General features: G+C 72.1%; 13 protein-coding genes. 7 read left to right on the forward strand and 6 right to left on the reverse strand.

The features are described 5' to 3' along the window. Window positions 1-10: 10 nt before the first annotated feature. The 6 genes from GWK25_RS18555 to GWK25_RS18580 all read left to right on the forward strand — a co-directional run bounded on the left by GWK25_RS18555 (window position 11) and on the right by GWK25_RS18580 (window position 8520). A complete protein-coding gene (locus tag GWK25_RS18555; RefSeq protein WP_215451571.1) occupies window positions 11-1012 on the forward strand; it encodes a methyltransferase in 1002 nt (333 codons plus the stop codon). Continuing rightward, a complete protein-coding gene (gene fabD, locus GWK25_RS18560; RefSeq protein ID WP_215451583.1) occupies window positions 1012-4272 on the forward strand; it encodes an ACP S-malonyltransferase in 3261 nt (1086 codons plus the stop codon). The genes GWK25_RS18555 and fabD overlap by 1 nt, the downstream gene beginning before the upstream one ends. Before the next feature lie 256 nt (window positions 4273-4528). Then, entirely contained in the window at window positions 4529-5728 is a 1200-nt protein-coding gene (locus GWK25_RS18565) for a cytochrome P450 (RefSeq protein WP_215451610.1), read from the forward strand. A 14-nt stretch (window positions 5729-5742) separates the two neighbouring features. Beyond that, a complete protein-coding gene (panD, locus tag GWK25_RS18570; RefSeq protein ID WP_215457428.1) occupies window positions 5743-6159 on the forward strand; it encodes an aspartate 1-decarboxylase in 417 nt (138 codons plus the stop codon). 31 nt (window positions 6160-6190) lie between these two features. Then, window positions 6191-7150, forward strand: coding sequence for a class I SAM-dependent methyltransferase (locus tag GWK25_RS18575; protein ID WP_215451645.1), 960 nt, complete (start codon window positions 6191-6193; stop codon window positions 7148-7150). Continuing rightward, complete coding sequence (locus GWK25_RS18580; RefSeq protein ID WP_215451660.1) at window positions 7147-8520, forward strand: acyltransferase domain-containing protein; 1374 nt, start codon at window positions 7147-7149, stop codon at window positions 8518-8520. The genes GWK25_RS18575 and GWK25_RS18580 overlap by 4 nt, the downstream gene beginning before the upstream one ends. Window positions 8521-8580: 60 nt before the next feature. Here the strand turns inward: GWK25_RS18580 and GWK25_RS18585 are convergent, their stop codons facing one another. The 6 genes from GWK25_RS18585 to GWK25_RS18610 all read right to left on the reverse strand — a co-directional run bounded on the left by GWK25_RS18585 (window position 8581) and on the right by GWK25_RS18610 (window position 14040). Beyond that, window positions 8581-9132 (reverse strand): DUF2087 domain-containing protein, encoded by a 552-nt coding sequence (locus GWK25_RS18585; protein ID WP_215451663.1) that lies wholly within the window; start codon window positions 9130-9132, stop codon window positions 8581-8583. A 70-nt stretch (window positions 9133-9202) separates the two neighbouring features. After that, window positions 9203-9535, reverse strand: a complete 333-nt coding sequence (locus GWK25_RS18590) for a DUF6204 family protein (RefSeq protein ID WP_215451664.1) — start codon at window positions 9533-9535, stop codon at window positions 9203-9205. Window positions 9536-9592: 57 nt separating this feature from the next. Then, a complete protein-coding gene (locus GWK25_RS18595; protein WP_215451667.1) occupies window positions 9593-11269 on the reverse strand; it encodes an MFS transporter in 1677 nt (558 codons plus the stop codon). 199 nt (window positions 11270-11468) lie between these two features. Further along, window positions 11469-12821, reverse strand: a complete 1353-nt coding sequence (gene ccrA, locus GWK25_RS18600) for a crotonyl-CoA carboxylase/reductase (protein WP_215451693.1) — start codon at window positions 12819-12821, stop codon at window positions 11469-11471. A gap of 47 nt (window positions 12822-12868) precedes the next feature. After that, window positions 12869-13264 (reverse strand): DUF3037 domain-containing protein, encoded by a 396-nt coding sequence (locus tag GWK25_RS18605; RefSeq protein ID WP_215451695.1) that lies wholly within the window; start codon window positions 13262-13264, stop codon window positions 12869-12871. Then, complete coding sequence (locus GWK25_RS18610) at window positions 13261-14040, reverse strand: HipA family kinase (RefSeq protein WP_215451696.1); 780 nt, start codon at window positions 14038-14040, stop codon at window positions 13261-13263. Before GWK25_RS18610 ends, GWK25_RS18605 begins: the two co-directional genes overlap by 4 nt. A 939-nt stretch (window positions 14041-14979) precedes the next feature. Here GWK25_RS18610 and GWK25_RS18615 point away from each other — a divergent pair. After that, window positions 14980-21018 carry a beta-ketoacyl synthase N-terminal-like domain-containing protein gene (locus GWK25_RS18615; RefSeq protein ID WP_215451697.1) on the forward strand — a complete coding sequence of 2013 codons (6039 nt, stop codon included), beginning with the start codon at window positions 14980-14982 and terminating at the stop codon, window positions 21016-21018. Window positions 21019-21111: the final 93 nt, after the last annotated feature.

Genomic DNA, 21111 nt, shown 5'->3' on the forward strand with positions numbered 1-21111 from the left:
AGAGACCCCCATGGAAATCCTCAAGCTCGCCGTCAGCGGATGGTTCGCCCGAGCCCTCGCGGTCGCCGCCCGGCTGGAGATCGCCGACATCCTGGACGGCGGATCCATGTCCTCCGCCGAACTCGCCAAGCGCACCGGGACCGACCCGGATGTCCTGCACCGACTGCTGCAGATGCTCACCGTCCCCGGCGTCCTGGTCCGCGACGGCGAGGAGTTCCGGCTGGGCGAGCAGTTCGCGCCGCTGCGCGCCGACCACCCCTTCACCCAGCGGCACTTCACCATCCTCGCCGCCGAACTGTACGACGACGCCTTCGCCGGCCTGCTGCACACCGTCAAAACGGGCCGCTCCGGCTTCAAGGAGGTGTTCGGGGAAACCCTCTACGAGTACCTCGAACACCACCCCGAGTCGGCCGAACTGTTCGACCAGGGCATGGTCGATCTGGCCGCCCCGGTCGCCCAGTGCCTCCTCACCGTCCACGACTTCACCGGCGCGAGGACCATCGTCGACGTCGGCGGCGGCAGCGGCGGCGTGCTCCCCGGCCTCCTCGCCGCCCACCCCGCCCTCCAGGGCACCGTGGCCGATCGCCCGAGCGTCTGCGAACGCGGCCGGCGCAATCTCGCCCGGGTGGCCGACGAAGGAGTCCGTGCCCGGATCAGCTTCACCCCCAGCGACTTCTTCGCCGAGGTCCCCGCAGGCGCCGACCGCTACCTGCTCAAGAACGTGCTGCACGACTGGACGTACGACAACTGCGTCCGGGTCCTGCGCACGGTCGCCACCGCGATGGCGGACAGCCCCGCGGACGCCCGGCTGCTCGTGATCGAACCGCTGGTGGAGACCGACCTCGACAGCTGGCGGGCGGTGTTCCAGGCCGTCGCCTGCGACGAGGGCACACTCGGCCTGGACGAGCCGGCCCTGCGCCGCGCCCTGGACGAGGCCGGCCTGACCGTGGAGTCCGTCGCCCCGCTGCCCACCGGGCACAAGGCGATCGAGTGCTCCCTGCGTGCCTCCTGATGCTCGCACCGGTCTTCCTCTTCGCGGGCCAGGGCTCGCAGTACCACGGCATGGGCAGATGGCTGTACGGGGCCGACACCGTGTTCCGCGAAAGCCTCGACCGCCTCGACGCGGTGGTGCGCGAGACCCGCGGCGACTCGGTGATCGAGGCGATCCACCACGGCGGCCACGGGCCCGAACGCCCGATGACCCGCTTCGCGCTCACCCAGCCGGCGATCTTCATGGTCGAGTACGCGCTGGCGGACATGCTCAGGTCGCACGGCTTCGAGCCCGCCGCGGTGCTCGGCGCCAGCCTGGGCGAGGTCGCGGCGGCGGCCGTGGCCGGGGTCGTCGACCCCGAGGAGTGCCTGCGCTCCCTGCTGCGCCAGGTCGAGCTGTTCGAGGCGGAATGCCCCCGAGGAGGCATGCTCGCGGTCCTCGCCGACGTCGAGCTCGCCCGCCGTGACCCCGTCCTGGCGGCGGCGCACGTGGCCGCGGTCAACTCGCCGGAGAACTTCGTCCTGGCGGGGACGGCCGCCGACCTGGACCGGATCGAGCGGCACCTGAACGCCGCCGGCACGCTCTGCCAGCGGTTGCCCGTGAGTTTCCCCTTCCACTCACCCCTGATCGACCCGGTGGAGGGGGCCTTCAAGGACCTGATCGGCTCCCTTGCCGCGCGGCCGGCCAGGATTCCGCTGATCTCCGGCACCACCGGCGCGACCGTGCAGATACCCGACCCCGCTCATCTGTGGCGGGTGCTGCGGGAGCCGTTCGACCTCACCCGGGCCCTGGGGCCGCTCCTCGCCCGCGACGACCTGCTCTTCCTCGACCTGGGGCCGTCCGGATCCACGGCCAACCTGGTGCGGGCGGCCCTGCCGGCCGGCAGCGGGTCCCGGGTCCTGCCACTGCTGTCCCCGTACGCCCGCGACGAGGTGCTGTACCGGGCCGTTCTGGACGCCCGCCCCCTCCTCGCCGCCCCCGCACGACGAACCGAGGTGAACCCCGTGACCGCTCCCGCGGCGACCCAGGACCCGCCCGTCGCCGACGCGAAGGCGCTCGACGTCTACGTCTTCCCCGGACAGGGCGCACAGGCCAAGGGAATGGGACGGGAGGTCTTCGACCGCTTCCCCGACCTGGTCGCCCGCGCCGACGACGTCCTCGGCTACTCCCTCCGGGAGCTGTGCCTCGAGGACCCGGGCCGCAACCTGCGCGACACGCGCTACACCCAGCCCGCGCTGTACGTCGTCAACTCCCTCACCTGGCTGGCGGCCTTGGCCGAGGGCGGCCGGCTGCCGGACTACGTCCTCGGACACAGCCTCGGCGAGTTCTCCGCCCTGTTCGCCGCAGGAGTGTTCGACTTCGAGAGCGGGCTGCGCCTGGTCACCGAGCGCGGCCGGCTCATGGGAGAGGTCAGCGGCGGCACGATGGCCGCCGTGTCCGGGGTCGACGCCGCGCTCGTCGAACGGGTTCTCGCGGACAACGGACTCACCGAGATCGACATCGCCAACTACAACGCCCCGACCCAGACGGTGATCGCCGGTCCGGTGCGGGAGGTCGAACGGGCCCTGCCCCCGCTGAAGGAGGCCGGAGCCCGGTGCGCGCCACTCAACGTCAGCGCGCCGTTCCACAGCCGGTACATGGCGGCGGCGGCCGAGGAGTTCGGGCGCCTGCTGGACGCCACGCCGTTCGCCGCCCCGAAGATCCCCGTGATCAGCAACGTCGACGCCCGGCCGTACGAGGCGGGAGAGGTGGCCGCCACCCTGCGCCGTCAGATCGCCTCGCCGGTGCGCTGGACCGACAGCATCCGGCTCCTGATGGGACAGGGCGACCTCCGGGTGCGAGAGCTCGGCCCCGGGCAGGTGCTGACGAAGCTCGTCGCCCGCGTCCGTGCCGAGGCGACCGCGCTCCCGGCGGCACAAGCGCCCGTGACCGCCGCCGCACGGCGACCCGCGACGGACCGTACCCGGACCGCGAGCGCACCGGCGCGCGCCGACTCCCTGGGGTCGGACGCCTTCCGGCGGGACTACGGTGTCCGCCTCGCCTACGCCGCGGGTGGCATGCGGCAGGGTGTCAGCTCCGTCGCCCTGGTCTCCCGGATGGCGCGGGCCGGTCTGCTGGCCTACTTCGGTGCGTCGGGGCTCACGGCCGCCGACGTGGCCGCCGCGGTGACCCGGATCCGCGAAAGCGTCCCGGCCAGCGCGCCGTTCGGCGTCAACGTCACGCACGACCCCTTCGACCCGCGCGCCGAGGCCGACCTGGTGGACGTCCTCATCCGCCACGACGTCCGTTTCGTGGAGGCCGCCACCCACGTGGAGGTGACCCCCGCCCTCGTACGCCACCGCCTGACCGGTGCGCGCGTGTCGCCGGAGGGCACGGTGCACGTGCCGCGCAAGCTGCTGGCGAAAGTGACCCGGCCTGACGCCGCCCGCCTGTTCCTCTCCCCGCCGCCCGCTCCGCTGGTGCGGCGGCTGGTGGCCGAGGGCCTGCTCACAGCCGAGGAGGCGGCGGCCGGGGAGCATGTCGCGCTGGCGGACGACGTCTGCGCGGTGGGTGACGCGGGAGACCACTGCGACCACGCGGGCCTGTGGGCGCTGCTGCCCGCGCTGCGCCTCCTGCGCGCGGAGATCGGCGGCGTCGCCGAACACGTACGCGTCGGGGCGGGCGGGGGCATCGGCTCCCCCGAGTCGGCCGCGGCCTGCTTCGTGCTCGGGGCGGACTTCGTCGTCACGGGCTCCGTCAACCTGTGCACGGCCGAGAGCGGGATGAGCGCCGCGGCCAAGGACCTGCTGCAACACGCCGATGTGCACGACACCGCGTTCGCGCCCCACGGGGACCTGTTCGAACTGGGCGGCAGGGCGCGGGTGCTGCGCCGGGGTGTCCTCTTCCACGCCCGCGCGGGCAAGCTCTACGACCTGTGGCGCAACTACGAGTCCTGGGACGCCGTGCCCGCCGCCGTGCGGTCCAAGGTGGAGCGCGACTACCTCGGTGCCTCGTTCGACGACGTCCACACCCGCCTCGGCGGCCCGGCCGACGAGGCGCTCGACCCCAAGCGGCGCATGGCGCTGGTGTTCCGCTGGTACTGCGCGCAGGCGAGCACTTGGGCGGTCGAGGGGACGCCGGACCGTGTCGCCGACTACCGCATCCCGTGCGGGCCGGCGCTGGGCGCGTGCAACCGGTGGCTGGCGCACACGCCGCTGCGCGCGTGGCGGGACCGGCACGCCGACGAGATCGCCGACCGCCTGATGACCGGGGCCGCCGCGGTGACGGGCTCACCGGTCTGAGATCGCCACGACGGACCCGACCCTTACCGCGGACCCCGACCAGCCGCGGCCGCTGAAGCACACGCACCCCGGCCGCGACGCCCATCCACCGCCCGGGCGTGGGCCTCGACCGGATCGAGGGTGACCCCGCGCCCTCCGCGCTGTTCGAGGAACTCCCGGACCCGCGGCCGGCCGCCGACCCGGCCGGAACCGCACCGCGCCACCCGCCGCCGACGCGGCGGCTCCCCGTGCATCCGACCTCCGGAAGAGAGAAACGATGAGCGACACCGTCCCCACCGTCGAGAATCTGCCCATGACCCGGGGCCGCTGCCCCTTCGACCCCGCCGCCGACCTCGCGGACCTGCGCAAGGACCACCCCGTCGCGCGCATGGTCTTCCCGGACGGCCATGTGGGCTGGCTGGTCACCGGCTACGACCAGGTCCGCCGGCTGCTGGCCGACCGCCGGATGAGCTCACGGGGCGACGCGCTGCGCTCGCCGATCCCGCTGCCCATGGCCGCGGACCGCACCGAGGTGGCGCCGGGCATGTTCACGGCGATGGACCCCCCTGAGCACACCCGGTACCGCCGCAAGGTGGCCGCCTGGTTCTCGGCACGCCGGACCAGGACACTGGAACCGCGACTGACCGCCCTCGCCGCGAAGCACCTGGACGCCATGACCACCCAGGCGGGCCCCGCCGAACTGCTGACACAGTTCGCCGAGCCGATGGCGGCGTCGACGATCTGCGAACTGCTCGGCGTACCCGTCGAACAGCGCGAGGACTTCGCCAAGGCCGTCAAGGCCCTGTTCACCGTGCACTCCAGCGCCGAGGACGCCATCGCCGGATGGCAGGCCGTCGGCGGTCTGCTCTACGGGCTGATCCAGGCCAAGCGGGCCGAGCCCGCCGACGACCTGCTCAGCACGCTCGTCGCCGAGGGCGACCTCAGCGACGAGGAACTGGTCACGGTGGGCAGCGTGCTGCTGATCGCCGGCTACGACACCAGCGCGAACATGATCACCCTGGGCACGTTCGCCCTGCTGGAGCACCCCGACCAGTTCGCCGCACTGGCCGCCGACCCCGCACTGATACCGAACGCCGTCGAGGAACTCCTGCGCTACCTGACGGTCGTGCACGCGGGCTCCATTCGCGCAGCGGGCGAGGACCTGGACTTCGACGGTCACCGGCTGGCGACCGGCGACGCGGTCTCGCTGTCGCTCGCCGCCGCCAACCGGGATCCCGCGCTGTGCCCCGACCCGGACCGGCTCGACGTGACGCGTGAGCCCGTGCCGCATCTGGCCTTCGGACACGGCATCCACCAGTGCGTGGGCCAGCAACTCGCCCGGCTGGAGCTGAGGGTCGCCTTCAAGTGCCTGCTCGGCCGGTTGCCGGGACTGCGCCTCGCCGTACCGGCGGAAGAGATCCGCACCCGCGCGGACATGATCATCTACGGCGTGCACGAGCTGCCGGTGACCTGGTGAACGGAGAGGACATGCTGCTCCGAGAGATGCTCAAGTCCAAGATCCACCGGGCCACGGTCACCCAGGCGGACCTGCACTACGTCGGCTCCCTGACCATCGACGCCACCCTGATGGCCGCCGCGAACCTGTGGCCCGGCGAGAAGGTGGACGTCGTCGACATCGACAACGGCGCCCGGCTCAGCACCTATGTCATCGAGGGCGAGGCCGGCAGCGGGGTCATCGGCGTCAACGGCGCCGCCGCCCGGCTCATCGGTCCCGGCGACCTCGTCATCATCATCTCCTACGCGTCCATGAGCGAGGAGTACGCCCGCACGTACGAGCCCAGCGTGGTGTTCGTCGACGCGGAGAACCGGCCCGTCAGGACGGGCTCCGACCCCGCCGAGGCGCCGGACGGCCTCGGACTGGTGCGCGGCGACACCGTCAGCCCGTGACCGACCCCACCTCGCCGATCGGAGACCGCAGATGAGTACGACCCCGGACGTCATGACCGCCTTCACCAGCGGCCTCGCCGACCTCAACCTCGACGAGGACGGCACGCCGCGCAGCGGCGAGAAGGCCGCCGGCATGAAGTCGGCCAGTGCCACCATCTACGACATGGCCGCCACGCTGTCCGGCAAGGGCGACCTGTGGAACTGGGGCATGTACGACGCCGATCTCGTCGAGGAGATCCGGGCCCGGGTGCCCGGCTTCGGCGAACCCTGGACGGACGGTTTCAGCGAGCAGCTCTACTTCCTCGCCCTGCGCGACCTCCCGATCGACCTGGACGACTACGCGGGCCGGGAGGTGCTGGAGGTCGGCTGCGGCATGGGGGAGGGGCTGAACTTCCTGTCGAGGGTCGTCCCCGGCGCGCGGATGACCGGCCTGGACCTGTCGCCGAAGGCCGTCGCACGGGCGACGGCCACCCTCTCCCGGGGCGACGCGCTCCGCTTCGTCCACGGGGACGCGGAGGATCTGCCGTTCGAGGACGGCTCGGTGGACGTGCTCGTCAACATCGAGAGCTCGCACACGTATCCCGATCTCGGCAGGTTCCTGCGCGAGGCCGCACGCGTGCTGCGTCCCGACGGCGTGCTGAGCCACATCGACGTCTTCACCCGGCAGCGCTCCGCGACCATGCGGCGTGCGGCGGCGGCGACCGAGGGCCTGGAGTGGGTCGCCGACCACGACATCTCGGACCGCATCCGCGCGGCGGTGCGCCGCCGGATGGCGCCGGGCAGCCATTTCCGCACCACGCTGAACCGGCGGCGGATGAATCCGCTGATGCGGCAGATCGTCGCGCACAGCCAGATCCTCATGTTCGGCGGCATGTTCGCCGGCTATCAGCCGCCTCCTGTGATCAAGGTGCTCAGCAAGCTGGGCGTCGTACCGTGGATGAGCGGACTGCCGATGGAGAGCTACCGTCACCAGATCGCCGTCCGCCGATGACGCCGCCGGCGCGAGGGACGGGGGGAGAGGCGGGCGCACGGCTGTTCGCCGTCGCCGCCGACAGCGAGGACCGTCTGCGCGCGTGCCTGGCCGCGCACCTGGAGCGCGTCCGCGCCGGACGAGACCTTCCGTCGCTGGCCCGTTACTGCCACGACGCCCGCCGGGGCGCGGCCGGCCCTCACCGCGTCGCGTTCGCCGTCGATTCGTACGCCGAGCTGTACCGGCAGCTCGACGAGGTGTGCGCGGGTGAGGCTGAGCGCATCCCGCCGGAGGTCACCGCCCGGCGTCCCAAGGTGGTCTTCGTCTTCGCGGGACAGGGCGCCCAGTGGCACGGCATGGGCCGTGAACTCCTCGCCGCCGAGCCGGTGTTCCGCCGGACGATGCACCACTGCGACCGGCTGGTCCGCGAGTTCGCGGGGTTCTCCCCGGTGGAGCAGCTGGGGCTGGACGCCCACGCGGGCCGACTGGACGAACTGGACGTGCTGCAACCGACGATGATCTCCTTGCAGATCGCCCTGGCGGCGCTGTGGCGCAGCTGGGGCGTCGCACCGGACGCGGTGGTCGGGCACAGCATGGGAGAGATCGCCGCGGCTCATGTCGCCGGCGCGTTGTCGCTGCGCGATGCCGTCATGATCGGGTGCCGCCGCAGCGCACTGTTGCGCCGCATCGCCGGAAAAGGGGCGCTGGCCCTGACGGAACTCTCGCCCGCCGAGGCGCGCGCGGTGGCCGAGGCTGCCGGCGGTGGCATCAGCGTCGCCGGGGAGAACAGTCCTCGGTCCACCGTGCTGGCGGGCGACACACGGTCGCTGTCCGCGCTCGTCGAGGAGCTGGACCGACGGGACGTCTACTGCAGGGTGATCAAGGGGACGGTCGCCTCGCACAGCCATTACGTCGAGGAACTCCGTGAGGATCTCCACGCCGCGCTGGACTCGTTGGAGCCGACGCCCACCCGGGTGCCCATGTACTCCACCGTGACGGCGGAGCCGGTGCCCGGGACCTCTCTCGGTGCCGCTTACTGGATGCGTAACCTGCGCGAACCGGTGCGACTGTCCGCCGCGGTGGAGAACCTGCTCGCCGCCGGGCACGAGGTGTTCGTCGAGGTCAGCGCACATCCCGTGCTGCTGAGCCCCATCCGGCAGACGCTGGAGCACGGGGAGCGGCAGGGGTGGCTGCTGCCGTCCGGCAGACGGCGGGCGGAGCGCCGGTCGCTGCTCTCCTCGCTCGGGACGCTGTACGTCTGCGGTCGCGAGCCCGACTGGTCGGCTCTGTCCCCGGCCGGGGCGCCCACGGCCCTGACCCCGTATCAGGCCGCCGTGCTGGACGCCGTACGGATGCCCAGGCCGGAGCCGGCCGCGGCGGCGAGCCGGTAGGGGCGACCAGGACCGACGGACTCGGGCCTCGCGTCGGTCATGACGCGAGGCCCGGTGCCGTCAGGGGGTGGTGACGGGTGCGGTGAGCCGGTACCGGCCGGACTCCCGGTGCAGCAGCCCGAGGTCGACGAGGACGCGCCGCAGGGAGGCGACGTCCAGGGCGCCGTCCTCGCACCACGGCCGCAGCCGGTCTGTCACCGTGCGCTCGTCGTACACGTCGTCGGCGGCGAAGGTGGTCTGCGCGACGTGACGCAGCACCGTGCGACGGGCGTCCTGGTCCGACTCGTCGGGCAGGTTCACCAGGACACCGCCGCGGACGAAGCCGCGCAGCCGGGGGTCGGGCTGTTCGGCCGCGGCCTCCTCCTCCTGGCGGCGGGCGGCCGTCTCCGCGGCCGCCCGCAGGGCGTCGTCGCCGAGGCCGAGCCTGCCGCGGCCCTCGGGCACCAGCAGCCCGGCCCGGGTCAGGCGTCCGATGGCCGGGGCCGCCTGCGGAGCGCCGAGCCCCGAGGCCGAGAGGATCTCGGCGGAGGTCGACGCGCCCAGGGCGACCGCCGAGAAGACACGGCGCACGACCGGATCGGCCATCAACAGGGTGAAGTCATCAGGTGTCATGAGATGTTCGCGTCCTTCCCGGTGCCCGCCCGCCCGGCGCCCCGCGCCGCACGGGCCGGCCCCCGAAGGGTCAGCGTCCCTTCCGTCGGATCTTGATGCTGGCCAGGTCCGTGGAGACCGAACGCAGGTCACGGCAGTCGGCGCCGAGTGCGCGGATGGTCGCGGTGGCGCGTTCCTCCGCCTTCGACAGGACGAGGCGCTCGGTGTCCTTGTCGGTGGCCGGGATCAGGACGCGGAAGGAGAACGCGTACAGCGACCGGTCGTAGGTGACGGTGCCCTCCTCGGTGAACCGGGCACTGAGCACCCCGTGGTCGTCCGCCTGCGCGAGCAGGGCGGCCCGCTGTTCGTCGTCGAGGGGCGCGAACTTGCCCTGGGTGATGACCTGGTAGGTCGTACGGCTCATGCCGGAAGTCTCCCGATTGGCTCGTGATGTGAGGGCGGCCGGCCGGTCGGGCGGTGCCTAGAGGGTCTGCTGCCGTCGTTCCCGGTGGTGCGGCAGGAGGAACAGCAGACCTGTGACCGGTACCAGGCCGCCTGCTGCCCAGTACAGCGTCTCGCTGTAGGTGGACACAAATGTCTTGGTACGGATCTCGCCGAGTGCGCCGTCGATCGCCTCCCGGCTGCCGGGGTCGCTGTTCTCGACGAGGGTGACGCAGCTGGGCGGCACCTTCGTCAGGTCGTTCTGGCCGAGCGAGTCGGTCGCACAGGTCTTGATGGCCTCTGCCTCCCGGGGCGCCACGGACCGCACCGTGGGGACGACCCGGTCGGCCTGGGGTGCGGCGTTGCCGGCGAGCGCGGAGAAGAAGAGGCTGCCGATGACCGCCACGCCGAGGGCGGCGCCGAGCTGCCCGGTCGCGTTGATGACACCGGAGGCGGCGCCCGCTTCCGTCGGGGCGACCTCCCGCAGGACGAGCGCGGTCAGCGGGGGCATGAGCAGACCCATGCCGGAGCCGAGCAGCATCATGGACGGGACCGCGTGCCAGGAGGTGATGTCCGGGCCCGCGTACGTGGCCATCCACGCGTACGTGGCGAGACCGCCGAGCATCATCAGCGCGCCCGCCAGCAGGCAGTAGCGGCCGTACAGCGGGGAGAGCTTGCGGACGGCGAGGCTGCCGACGAGCGGCACGCACACCGAGAACGGGATCGCCGTCAGGCCCGTGTGGAGTGCGGACCAGCCGAGGCCGCCCTGCAGATAGAGCGTCCAGCTGAGGAAGAACCCCGCGGGAATGGCGCTGAAGAGCAGCTGCACGCCGACGCCGGCACCGAAGGCGCGGACCTTGAACAGGGACAGACTCAGCAGGGGCGAGCCGTCCTTGCGCGTCTTGTGGCGTTCGTACACCACGAACAACGCGAGGACGGGGGCGGAGGCGACGAGCGCGACGATGCTCCATGCGGGCCAGTCGAGTTCGCGCCCGAGCGTCAGGGGCAGCATGAGCAGCAGCAGACCGACGATCGCCAGCAGCATGCCGATCATGTCCAGCCGCTTCGCGTGCGGGGAGTTCGACTCCCGCATCCACTTCCAGGCACCGATGAGGGCCGCCAGGCCGATCGGCAGGTTGACCACGAAGATGCTCCGCCAACCGAGGCCCAGCGGGCTCCAGTCGACCAGGGCGCCGCCGAGGAGGGGACCGGAGACGATGGCCAGTCCCACCATGCTCGCGTACAGGCTGACGACCCGTCCGATCTCCTGGGGGGCGAAGGTGACGTGGATGATCGCCAGCACCTGGGGAACCATGACGGCGGCGGTGAGGCCCTGCAGCATCCGGGCCGCGACCAGCATCTCGGTGCTCTGCGCGGCGGCGCACAGGGCCGACGCGATCACGAACCCGGCGACGCCGGTGAGGAACATGCGCTTGCGGCCGAAGATGTCACCGAGCCGGCCGCCGGTGATCAGCAGGACCGCGAAGCTCAGCGTGTAGCCCGCCGTCATCGCCTGTACGGCGACGGCCGATGCGCCCAGGTCGCGCTGGATGCTGGGGATCGCCACGGTGATGATGTTGACGTCGAGCAGGTCCATGAAGGTGGCGACCAGCAGGACGGTCAGCGCAAGCCACCGCTTCGGATCGGGCGGGGGCGCGTCGGGGACGACAGGCGGTTCGGCGGTCGCCGACCGCTCCGTCTGCCCTGCCTTGCTCATGGGTTCTTCTCCAGGTTCTCGAGTGGTGGCGTCCGGCTGGTCTGCTCGACGAGCCGTTCAGATGCAGAACTGTATCCCAATGCATCCCTGTATCTGAAACGAGATTTCAAGGGGATCCTGCTGCCGTACGCCGACGCGGGCACGAGAAAGGGCTGCCACCTTCCCCCTGGGGGCGGTGGCAGCCCGTGGGCGACCGGGATCAGCCGGTCGTCCGTAGCGGTACGCGGAAGCGGTTGATGGCGTCGATGTGCTGGGCGCGCTTGGCGTGGTCGCGCACGCCCAGGCCCTCCTCGGGGGCGAGGCAGAGGACGCCGACCTTGCCCTGGTGGAGGTTGCGGTGCACGTCGTACGCGGCCTGCCCGGTCTCCTCCAGGGAGTAGACCTTCGACAGGGTGGGGTGGATCTTGCCCTTGGCGATGAGGCGGTTGGCCTCCCAGGCCTCGCGGTAGTTGGCGAAGTGGGAGCCGATGATCCGCTTCAGCGACATCCACAGGTAGCGGTTGTCGTACTCGTGCATGTAGCCCGAGGTGGAGGCGCAGGTGGTGATGGTGCCGCCCTTGCGGGTGACGAAGACGCTCGCGCCGAAGGTCTCGCGGCCGGGGTGCTCGAAGACGATGTCGATGTCCTCGCCGCCGGTGAGTTCGCGGATGCGCTTGCCGAAGCGCTTCCACTCCTTGGGGTCCTGGGTGTTCTCGTCCTTCCAGAACGTGTAGCCCTCGGCGTTGCGGTCGATGATCGCGTCGGCGCCCATGGCCCGGCAGATGTCGGCCTTCTGTGCGCTGGAGACGACGCAGATCGGGTTGGCGCCGCCGGCGAGGGCGAACTGCGTGGCGTAGCTGCCGAGTCCGCCGCTGGCGCCCCAGATGAGGACGTTGTCGCCCTGCTTCATGCCGGCGCCGTTGCGGGAGACCAGCTGGCGGTAGGCGGTGGAGTTGACCAGGCCCGGTGCGGCGGCCTCCTCCCAGCTGAGGTGGTCGGGCTTGGGCATCAGCTGGTTGGACTTGACGAGCGCGATCTCGGCGAGCCCGCCGAAGTTGGTCTCGAAGCCCCAGATCCGCTGCTCGGGGTCGAGCATGGTGTCGTTGTGGCCGTCGGAGGACTCCAGCTCGACGGAGAGGCAGTGCGCGACGACCTCGTCACCGGGCTTCCAGGAGTTGACGCCGGGGCCGGTGCGCAGGACGACGCCCGCGAGGTCGGAGCCGATGATGTGGTACGGCAGGTCGTGCCGCGCGGACAGTGGTGACAGTCTCCCGTAGCGCTCCAGGAAGACGAAGGTCGGCAGCGGCTCGAAGATCGACGACCAGACGGTGTTGTAGTTGACCGAGGAGGCCATGACGGCCACCAGGGCCTCGCCCGCGCCGAGCTCCGGCAGCGGGACCTCGTCCAGGCGGATCGACTTGCGCGGATCCTTGTCCGCGGTGGCGAGCCCGGCGAACAGGTCGGTGTCGCTCTTGTGCAGGGTGACGGCCCGGTAGGTCTCGGGAAGGGCGAGTGCGGCGAAGTCCCGCCGAGTCGCGTCCCCGCTCAGGATGGCACTGACGATGTCCTGCATACGATCCTCGGGAGTCGAAGGGGCTACGGCGGCCCGGCAGCGCGAGGTCAGCGCACCAAGCGGTTCATCAACCGGTCGAGTTCGGCCGTCGGGTCGGCGGTGAGACCACCGTGCACCTGGCCCGTCTGGACGACGGCGCTGCGGGGCGCGGTGAGCCAGCCGAAGCGGGAGCGCCGACTGCCCGCCGCGGCAGGGCCGGCCGCCGCAGCGCCCTCGCAGATCGCGCGGATCGCCTCCAAGGCGTCCATGACGCGGTCGAGATCGACCGAGGGGTCCAGCGCGCGCAGGCGCGCGGCGTCGACGTGCACCGCGGCGCCGAGGAAGTCCGCCTCCCTGCAGTAGAGGAGGGCGCCGACGTTGATCCGCTCACCGCGGTCGACGCGGGGGACGGCGTGCAGCAGCGCGTAGTCGAAGCCGAGGGACGGCGTGGGGTGATCGGTCATGCGGCTGCCTCCGGCCACCAGGCGCGTTCGCCCGCGCAACGCGCCAGCAGGTACTCGCAGTAGCGCCCGCGCAGGGTCGCCGCGTCGGCGCCGTTCGCCGAGTTCATGGTCAGCAGGAAGTCGTCCGGAACCAGTGCGAGGACCTCCTCCAGGCGAGCGGCGGTCACGAGGGCCGCCAGTTCGGCGTCGAGTTCCTTGAGCGCCCGCGCGCCGAGACCCGCCACCGGCTCGGACAGGACGTGCGAGCCCAGGCCGTAGTCCCGGTTCGCCCAGCCGTCCACCGCGGGCCACGAATGCTGGAAGACCAGCGCGGCGCCGTGGTCGATCGCCCACAACTGCCGGCGCCAGATCAGGAGGTTGGGGTTGGACCAGGTGCGGTCCACATTCGCCGTCAGGGCGTCCAGCCAGTAGATCCGGGCGGCCTCCTCGGCCGGCGCCCGCCACTTGATGCCGTCGTAGCCCACCGATCCCGGCAGGAAGTCCATGCCCAGGTTCGGGCCGGTGCTGGCGAACAGCAGGTGCTGCACCTCCTGGTCCGGCTCGCGGCGGGCGAGTTCGGGATCCACGTCGAGGACCACCAGTTCGGGCACCCGGACGCCGAGGCGCCGGGCGAGCTCGCCGACGACTATCTCCGCGACCAGCGCCGCGCTGCCCTGCCCGGCTCCTCGGAACTTGACCACATAGGTGCCGCCGTTGTCGGCCTCGACGATGCCCGGGAGCGAACCGCCTTCGCGCAGAGCGGTGAGATATTGCGTGCCTTTAACTTCTAGGAGCATACGGATCACCTTATCCAGGGGTGGAATGGTGATCCATGCGGGCGGATTGATTCCCGCCATTCTCTCGGCTTCAGGCGGTCGGTCCGGCTTGTTTCAGGGGGCAACGGGTCCTTCGGGCACAGTCGGCGTCCAGCGATTTCCAGACATTTCACGAGGGTGGCGAATATCCGTCGCCGGTATTTCGGTCGGTCGGGTTCGAAGGCGCGCTGAAATGTTCAAAGGTAAACTTACTCAGCGCTCCATGGTGCGGTCCCGAGGAGCGGTCGGTGAAATCCAGCCATTCCCCGGCCGGTGGTGAACGTGCTCGACAGGAGGGTGTCTCATTTGGTGTGGCGCGGGCCTTGGGTGAACTGGGGTTTCGGTGATGGGCCGCGCGACAATCTCCAGGGCTACAGCCTATGGGGAGCGCCAAATGAGATGACCTGTAACCGTCCTTCCCGGCGCCGCGGCGCAGTCTGCCCCGGAGGGGACGGGTCCGCCGTGGCGGTCTGGTCCGGCGTGCGGCGACCAGGTGGGGCAGTGCCTGAGGGGGGCTCTGAGGGCATGGTGATGGGGCTGGTTTCGGAGACTCGATCGGCAGGGCCCCGCGCGGCGGAAAGTGGCCCTCGTCGACGGCCTGTCCAAGCCGGAATCCGGCCCGTGAATTTCCGCCCCGGATGAAGATGTACCTTGCAGAAGTTGTCATGGTCGATCAAGATGCTGCTGTCGCGACGCTGCCTCCGACTGTGAAAAGTCGGTTGGTCATCGCGTGACCGATAGTTCTTTCCAAAGGCTCACTGTCATGGCGTTTCAGCGCACTGTACGGAGCCTGTACGGAGCCTGTACGGCAATGCATCGCAAGGGGGATGTGATGATTCAGCGCTGCCTTCGGTCGAGCCCGCATCCAGGTCGGGGAACCCGCAGTTCCATGCCGCGATTCCGGCCGGACCGTGTGTCCGCATGCTGACGCGGCCGACTGTTCTGGGACTTCCCGCGCTCTCCGTCGGAGGTCTTTCCGAGAACTGGCTGTTGCGTGAGGCGGGCGACCTCCACTGGTCCCTCATCGGCGAGCACTTCGACGTCCCCGTGGCCGACCTCACCGACGCGGACGGCACCCGTCTCCTGCCCGCGTTCGTCCGTGCCCGCGTCACCGCCGGAGACTCCCTGCGGTCCTTCGCCGAGCACGACGAAGGAGAGCTGAGCGGCAGTCTGACCGGCCTCGACGACCACACCTTCGTCAGTGACATCCGCTTCGCCACGGCGACGGCACACCTCGACGTCCGGCTGCTCACGGTCTTCGTCCGCCGCGTCACCGGCAACTGGCTGGTCCCCGGCACACCGCGGCACGAGGGCCGTGGCCCGGTGGCCCGGCCGACCGACGAACACCTGGAGTTCCTGCGCGAGTTCCGCACCCGGTCCGGTCCGGTCCCCGACGGAGCCGGGCTGTTCAGCGACACCTACGAACTCAATCCGTTCGCGGACGTCAACGCCGCAGGGCTGCTGTACTTCGCCTCGTACCCGCACATCAACGACCACGGCGAACGCAAGTACGTGAAGGCGCACGCGCCGGACGGGGAGTGGGCCGCCGAGGCCGTCACCCTCAGCCGGGACGTCGTCTACCTCGGCAACTGCGGCCTGGACGACACGGTCCGCTACCGCCTGGACGAGTGCCGGCCTGAAGCGGACGACCGCGTGGTCCTGACCTCGTCGCTGCTGCGGGAGCGCGACGGACGACCGCTCGCCCGCCTGCGGACCGTCAAGCGGCTTCTTCGGCCGAACGCCTTCGCGGTCCTGTGGCCCGCCGGGAACACGGCCGTGGCCCCTTCACCACCGCCCCGCCCCGGAAGGGACGTCCACGCGCCGACGGCCTCCGTGCCCGACGACCTCGACGCCAGGCTGCTGGCCCTGATGGAACGCGTGCTCGGGCAGCCGGTCGGCTCGCTGGGCGCGGACGACGACCTGCGCCAACGCGGACTGGACAGCCTGTCGCTGACGGAAGCCGCCGTCCGGGCCGGCGACGAGATCGGGCTGGAAATCGATCCCAGCACCATGTTCCAGGCTTTCACGGTCGCCGCCATGACCCGGGTGCTGCGCGGCGAGCACCCGGATCACGGCACCACCCTCCCGGCGGCGGCCGTGACCGCGCGGGACACGGGGGCGCCGATCGCCGTGATCGGCATGGCGGGCCGGTTCCCCGGCGCGCAGAGCGTGCCCGAACTGTGGGACCTGCTGGGCAGGGACGAGGACGCCGTCCGTGACATCCCCCTCGACCGATGGGACACGGCCGCCCACCCCGGCCTCGTGGACAAGGCGGCCCTGCTCGACGACATCCGGCGCTTCGACCACGAGTTCTTCTCCATCAGTCCGCGTGAGGCCGTGCTGATGGATCCTCAGCAGCGGTTGCTGCTGGAGGTGGTGTGGGCGACGGCCGAGGACGCCGGACGGGATCCGACAACGCTGTCGGGCAGCCGCACGGGCGTGTACGCGGGTGTGTGCCACTCCGACTACGCCGCGGTCCTCGCCGAACACGCCGGCCGGGACGAGCCGCACCTCAGCGTCGCGGTCTCCCCTTCCCTGGTCGCCAACCGGGTCTCCTACGCCCTCGGGCTGCGCGGCCCGAGCATCGCCGTCGACACCCTGTGCTCGTCCTCCCTGGTGGCCGTCGCACAGGCCGTCGCGGCACTGCGCGCGGGCGAGTGCGACCAGGCGTTCGCCGGAGGCGTGAACGTGCTGTGCGACCCGGCCCGGCAGCACGCCTACCAACGCTCCGGTGTGCTCAGCCCACGCGGCCTCTGCCGCACCTTCGACGACGACGCAGACGGATACGTCCGCGGCGAGGGCGTGTGCGCCCTGCTGCTCAAGCCACTGGACCGCGCGCTGGCCGACGGCGACCGCGTCCACGCCGTGATACGCGGTGCGGCCGTCAACCACGGCGGGCAGGCGCAGTCCTTCACCGCGCCCAACCCGGACGCCCAGGCCGACCTGCTCGTGGCCGCGTACAACGAGGCCGGCGTCGACCCGGCGACCGTCGGCTACCTCGAGGCGCACGGCACCGGCACGCGCCTGGGCGACCCGATCGAGTTCTCCGGTATGGCGACGGCATTCGAACGCCTGTACCGCCAGTGGGGCCGTCCCCTGCCGGCCGAACCCCACTGCGGTGTCGGCTCGGTCAAGACCAGCATCGGTCACCTGGAGGCCGCCGCCGGGATCGCGGGAATGATCAAGGTGATCCTGGCCATGCGCCACCGGACACTGCCCGCCAGCCGCAACGTGCACCGGCCCAACCGCATGATCAGGCCCGACGGGACCCCGCTGCGGCTCCAACTCCGGCGCACGGCCTGGGAGGCGCCCGCGGGCGGCGGGCCGCGCCGGGCAGGGATCAGCTCCTTCGGCATGGGCGGGACCAACGCCCACGTGGTACTGGAGGAGGCACCCGACGCGGCAGCCGTCCCGCCCCCGTCCGGGCCGGTCGCCGTTCCCGTCTCGGCCCGCACACCGCAGGCCCTCCGGCAGGCCGTGGCCGCCCTGCTGGACGCGGTCCGCGCTCCGGACGCCCCGCCGCTGGCGTCGATCGCCCGCACGATGCAGACCGGACGGGCGGCCCTGCCCCACCGCGTCGTCGTCGAGGCGGCCGACCTGGAGGAACTGGCCGACAAGCTCGCCGCCGTTCTCGACGGCGCCGAGGCGTTCGACCACGCCTGCGCAGCCCCGGAACCGGCCGCGCGACCCGAGCGGGCCGTCTCGGCCGCTCCGCCGGTGTCGCTGCCGACCTACCCCTTCAGCCGCGACCAGCACTGGGCCGGACCCGCCGCGGGGGCCGAGTTCCTCACCACCGCGTGGCAGGACGCCCCCGTGCCGGCCGGTGACGCGCCCGCGCCGGACGGCGTCCACGACGGCCGGCTCCTGGTGGTCACCACCGATCCGGAGCTCGCCCGCACCGTGCTCGGGCACCAGGGCGTCGTGCATGTCCTGGGGGATCCGCCACCCGAGCCGAGCGGACTGGCCGGTGTCGTGGACCTCGTCGACTGGTCGGCCCCCGGCACCCACACCACCGAGCGGATCACCCTGCTGCAGCGGGTGCTCGCCGCGAACCCCCGGACGGGCCTGCGCTGCGTGCACGCCAGCGGCACCGAACGGTCCGTTCTCGCCGGCTTCTACCGCGCGCTGGCCGGTGAGTTCCCCGGAGTCCTCGGGCGGACCGTACGCGTGGACGGCACCGTGGCCCACCTCGCGGACGCCGTCGGGGCCGAACTCTCGGCGACCGACCGGGAGACGGAGGTCCGCTACGAGGGGACGCGCCGCCGTCGTCCGGTGGCCGTCTTCGCCCCCGCACCGGACGGCGACGATCCGCTCACCGGCCTCGGCGAGGGCCCGGTGCTCGTCACCGGTGGACTGGGCGGCATCGGGCTGCGGCTCGCCGCCCATCTGGCCGACCGCGGGGCCCGCCACATCGTGCTGGTCGGCCGCTCCCGGATGCCGGTCCGGAACCAGTGGGCCGCCCTCGCCGCCGACCCCTCCACGGACCCGGCCCTGCGTGCCCGGCTCACGGCGCTGCTGGCCCTGGTCGAGCGCGGCGTCACGCTCACCGTGCGCACCCATCCCCTGGACGACGTCACCTCGCTGCGCCGGCTGATCGGCCGGGTCAGGAAACAGTCCGGCCGGATCGACGCCGTCTTCCACTGCGCCGGGGTGATGGACGGGCCCACGTCCTTCCTCTCGCGCACAGCCGAGGACATCTCCCGGGTACTGCGACCGAAGACCGACGGCCTGCGCGTCCTGTGGTCGGCCCTCGGTGCCGAGCCACCGCGGCTCCTGGTGCTGTTCTCGTCGGTGGCCGCGGCCTCGCCGGGGCTCGCCGCCGGCCATCTGGACTACGCGGCGGCGAACACGGCGCTCGACGACTTCGCCGCCGCCCGCACGGGCGAGACCGGCTGCACGGTGCGTGCCCTGCGCTGGCCGCTGTGGCGGGGTGTCGGGATGGGGACCGACCGGACCAGCGCCGCCGGAGCGCTGGGCCTGCCCGACCTGGACACGGACCACGCACTGGAACTGCTGGACCTCGCCCTGCGGCTGCCCGGCGAACCCGTGGTCCTGCCCTGCCGGACGGAGCGCGCGTCGGTGGACGTGGACGACCTGTTCCGGGCACCGCTGCGCACCCCTCGGGCGGGGGCCGAGGCGGTGGCCGGGGCCGGGGCGGAACGAGTGGTGTCGCGTCCGGCACCGGTCGCCCCACGTGCCGGTGGCGTCGGGACCGCACCGGCGTCCCCGCCCGCCGTCGGCGCCGGGACCGTACCCGACCGCACGCCGGGCGCGGCCCTCGGTCTCGACCGGCTGGTCGCCCTGGTGGCCCGTACGACCAGGGTCGATCCGACGCTGCTGCGTCCCGACACCGTGCTCGGCGACGTCGGTGTGGACTCCCTGCTGATGGCGGAACTGGTCCGGGAACTCGAGACGGAACTCGGCCGCCCGGTCGACCCGAGCCTGCTCCAGGAGCACCCGACGCTCGCCGGACTCGCCTCCGCGCTCGGCGCCCCCACGGCGTTCCGCGCACCCGCGCCCGCCGGGCGGCCCGCGCGCGCCGACGCGACGGAGCCGGCGCCCGACGGCAGGCCGGTGCCCATCGCCGTGATCGGCATGGGGTGCCGCCTGCCGGGAGCCGAGGACCCGCGGCAGCTGTGGGAAGCGCTGCTCGCGGGACGCGACCTCGTCACCGAGGTGCCGGCCGACCGCTGGGACGTGGCCTCCCTCTACAGCCCGGCCGGCGGGCCGGGACGCAGCCAGAGCAAGTGGGGTGGGTTCCTGGACGACGCCGCGCTCTTCGACCCGGAGTTCTTCGGCTTCGACGACGAGGAGGCGCGGCACCTGGACCCCCTGGCACGCAAGGCACTCGAGGTCTCCGCGGAGTGCCTGCGCGACGCCGGCTACCGCGAGGACGAACTGCGCGGCAGGCCGGTGGGGGTCTTCGTCGGCGCCCGCACCGGCAACCACCGCACCCACCTGCAACCCCCGCGACGGCAGTACATCGCCGGTGTCAACCAGAACTTCGTCGCCGCGCACATCTCGCACTTCCTCGACCTCACCGGACCCAACCTCGTGGTCGACAGCGCCTGTTCCTCCTCGCTGGCGGCCATTCACCTGGCGGCGCAGAGCCTGGCGACGGGCGAGTCGGCGCTGGCCCTGGCCGGGGGAGTGGACCTGCTGTTCGACGAGGAGCCCTACCTCATGCTCAGCGCCGGCCAGGCGCTGTCCCCGACCGGCCGGTGCCGCGCCTTCGACGAGTCGGCCGACGGTCTCGTGCCCGGCGAAGGCGCCGGGATGGTCCTGCTCAAGCGGCTCTCAGACGCCCGGCGCGACGGGGACCGGGTGCTCGCCGTGATCGAGTCCTCGGGCGTCAACAACGACGGCAGGACCATGGGGCACACCACCCCCAACGGGCGCGCCCAACGCGCCCTGGTCTCCGGCGTACTCGCCCGCGGCCGCATCGACGCACGCACCCTCGGGTACATCGAGGCGCACGGCACCGGCACGATGATCGGCGACCCGATCGAGCTCCAGGCGCTGACGACCGTCCACCGGACCTACACGGACGACCGCGGCTACTGCGGCATCGGCAGCATCAAGAGCACGATGGGCCACCTGCTCAGCGCGGCCGGCGTCGCCGGGTTCATCAAGGCCGTACAGATCCTGCGGCACGGCCGGCTCGTGCCCACCCTGCACTGTCCGCGACCGAATCCGCGCTTCGCCTTCGCCGAGTCGCCGTTCTTCCCCGTGACCCGGGTCATGGACCTGCCGCCCGGCAGCCGGGTGGGGGTGAGCGCCTTCGGTTTCGGCGGCACCAACGCCCATGTCGTCCTGGGGCCCGGCACGCCCGGTGAGCCGGGCCGGCCCCCGCTGCCCCCGCCCGTCTACCGCCCCAGACGCTTCTGGCACCTGCCCGCTCCGGTCGGTCCGGCGCAGGGGTCCGTGCGCTCGGCCCGGCTCGATCTCGTCCTCACGTAACCCGGTCCTTCCTCACGCGCCCCGGCGCGCTCGTTCGCACGCCCGCCCGCGCGCCGGACCGTGATCAGGCTCCGCCGCACCGCCGATCACCAG

It is taken from the genome of Streptomyces sp. ATCC 21386 (assembly GCF_018728545.1).
Classification (GTDB): Bacteria; Actinomycetota; Actinomycetes; order Streptomycetales; family Streptomycetaceae; genus Streptomyces.

Bases quoted from the DNA above. Each gene is read 5' to 3' on its own strand.
- GWK25_RS18555 (WP_215451571.1), top strand. From the start codon at position 11: ATGGAAATCCTCAAGCTCGCCGTCAGCGGATGGTTCGCCCGAGCCCTC.
- fabD (WP_215451583.1), top strand. From the start codon at position 1,012: ATGCTCGCACCGGTCTTCCTCTTCGCGGGCCAGGGCTCGCAGTACCAC.
- GWK25_RS18565 (WP_215451610.1), top strand. From the start codon at position 4,529: ATGAGCGACACCGTCCCCACCGTCGAGAATCTGCCCATGACCCGGGGC.
- GWK25_RS18575 (WP_215451645.1), top strand. From the start codon at position 6,191: ATGAGTACGACCCCGGACGTCATGACCGCCTTCACCAGCGGCCTCGCC.
- GWK25_RS18580 (WP_215451660.1), top strand. From the start codon at position 7,147: ATGACGCCGCCGGCGCGAGGGACGGGGGGAGAGGCGGGCGCACGGCTG.
- GWK25_RS18585 (WP_215451663.1), bottom strand. From the start codon at position 9,132: ATGACACCTGATGACTTCACCCTGTTGATGGCCGATCCGGTCGTGCGC.
- GWK25_RS18590 (WP_215451664.1), bottom strand. From the start codon at position 9,535: ATGAGCCGTACGACCTACCAGGTCATCACCCAGGGCAAGTTCGCGCCC.
- GWK25_RS18595 (WP_215451667.1), bottom strand. From the start codon at position 11,269: ATGAGCAAGGCAGGGCAGACGGAGCGGTCGGCGACCGCCGAACCGCCT.
- ccrA (WP_215451693.1), bottom strand. From the start codon at position 12,821: ATGCAGGACATCGTCAGTGCCATCCTGAGCGGGGACGCGACTCGGCGG.
- GWK25_RS18605 (WP_215451695.1), bottom strand. From the start codon at position 13,264: ATGACCGATCACCCCACGCCGTCCCTCGGCTTCGACTACGCGCTGCTG.
- GWK25_RS18610 (WP_215451696.1), bottom strand. From the start codon at position 14,040: ATGCTCCTAGAAGTTAAAGGCACGCAATATCTCACCGCTCTGCGCGAA.
- GWK25_RS18615 (WP_215451697.1), top strand. From the start codon at position 14,980: ATGCTGACGCGGCCGACTGTTCTGGGACTTCCCGCGCTCTCCGTCGGA.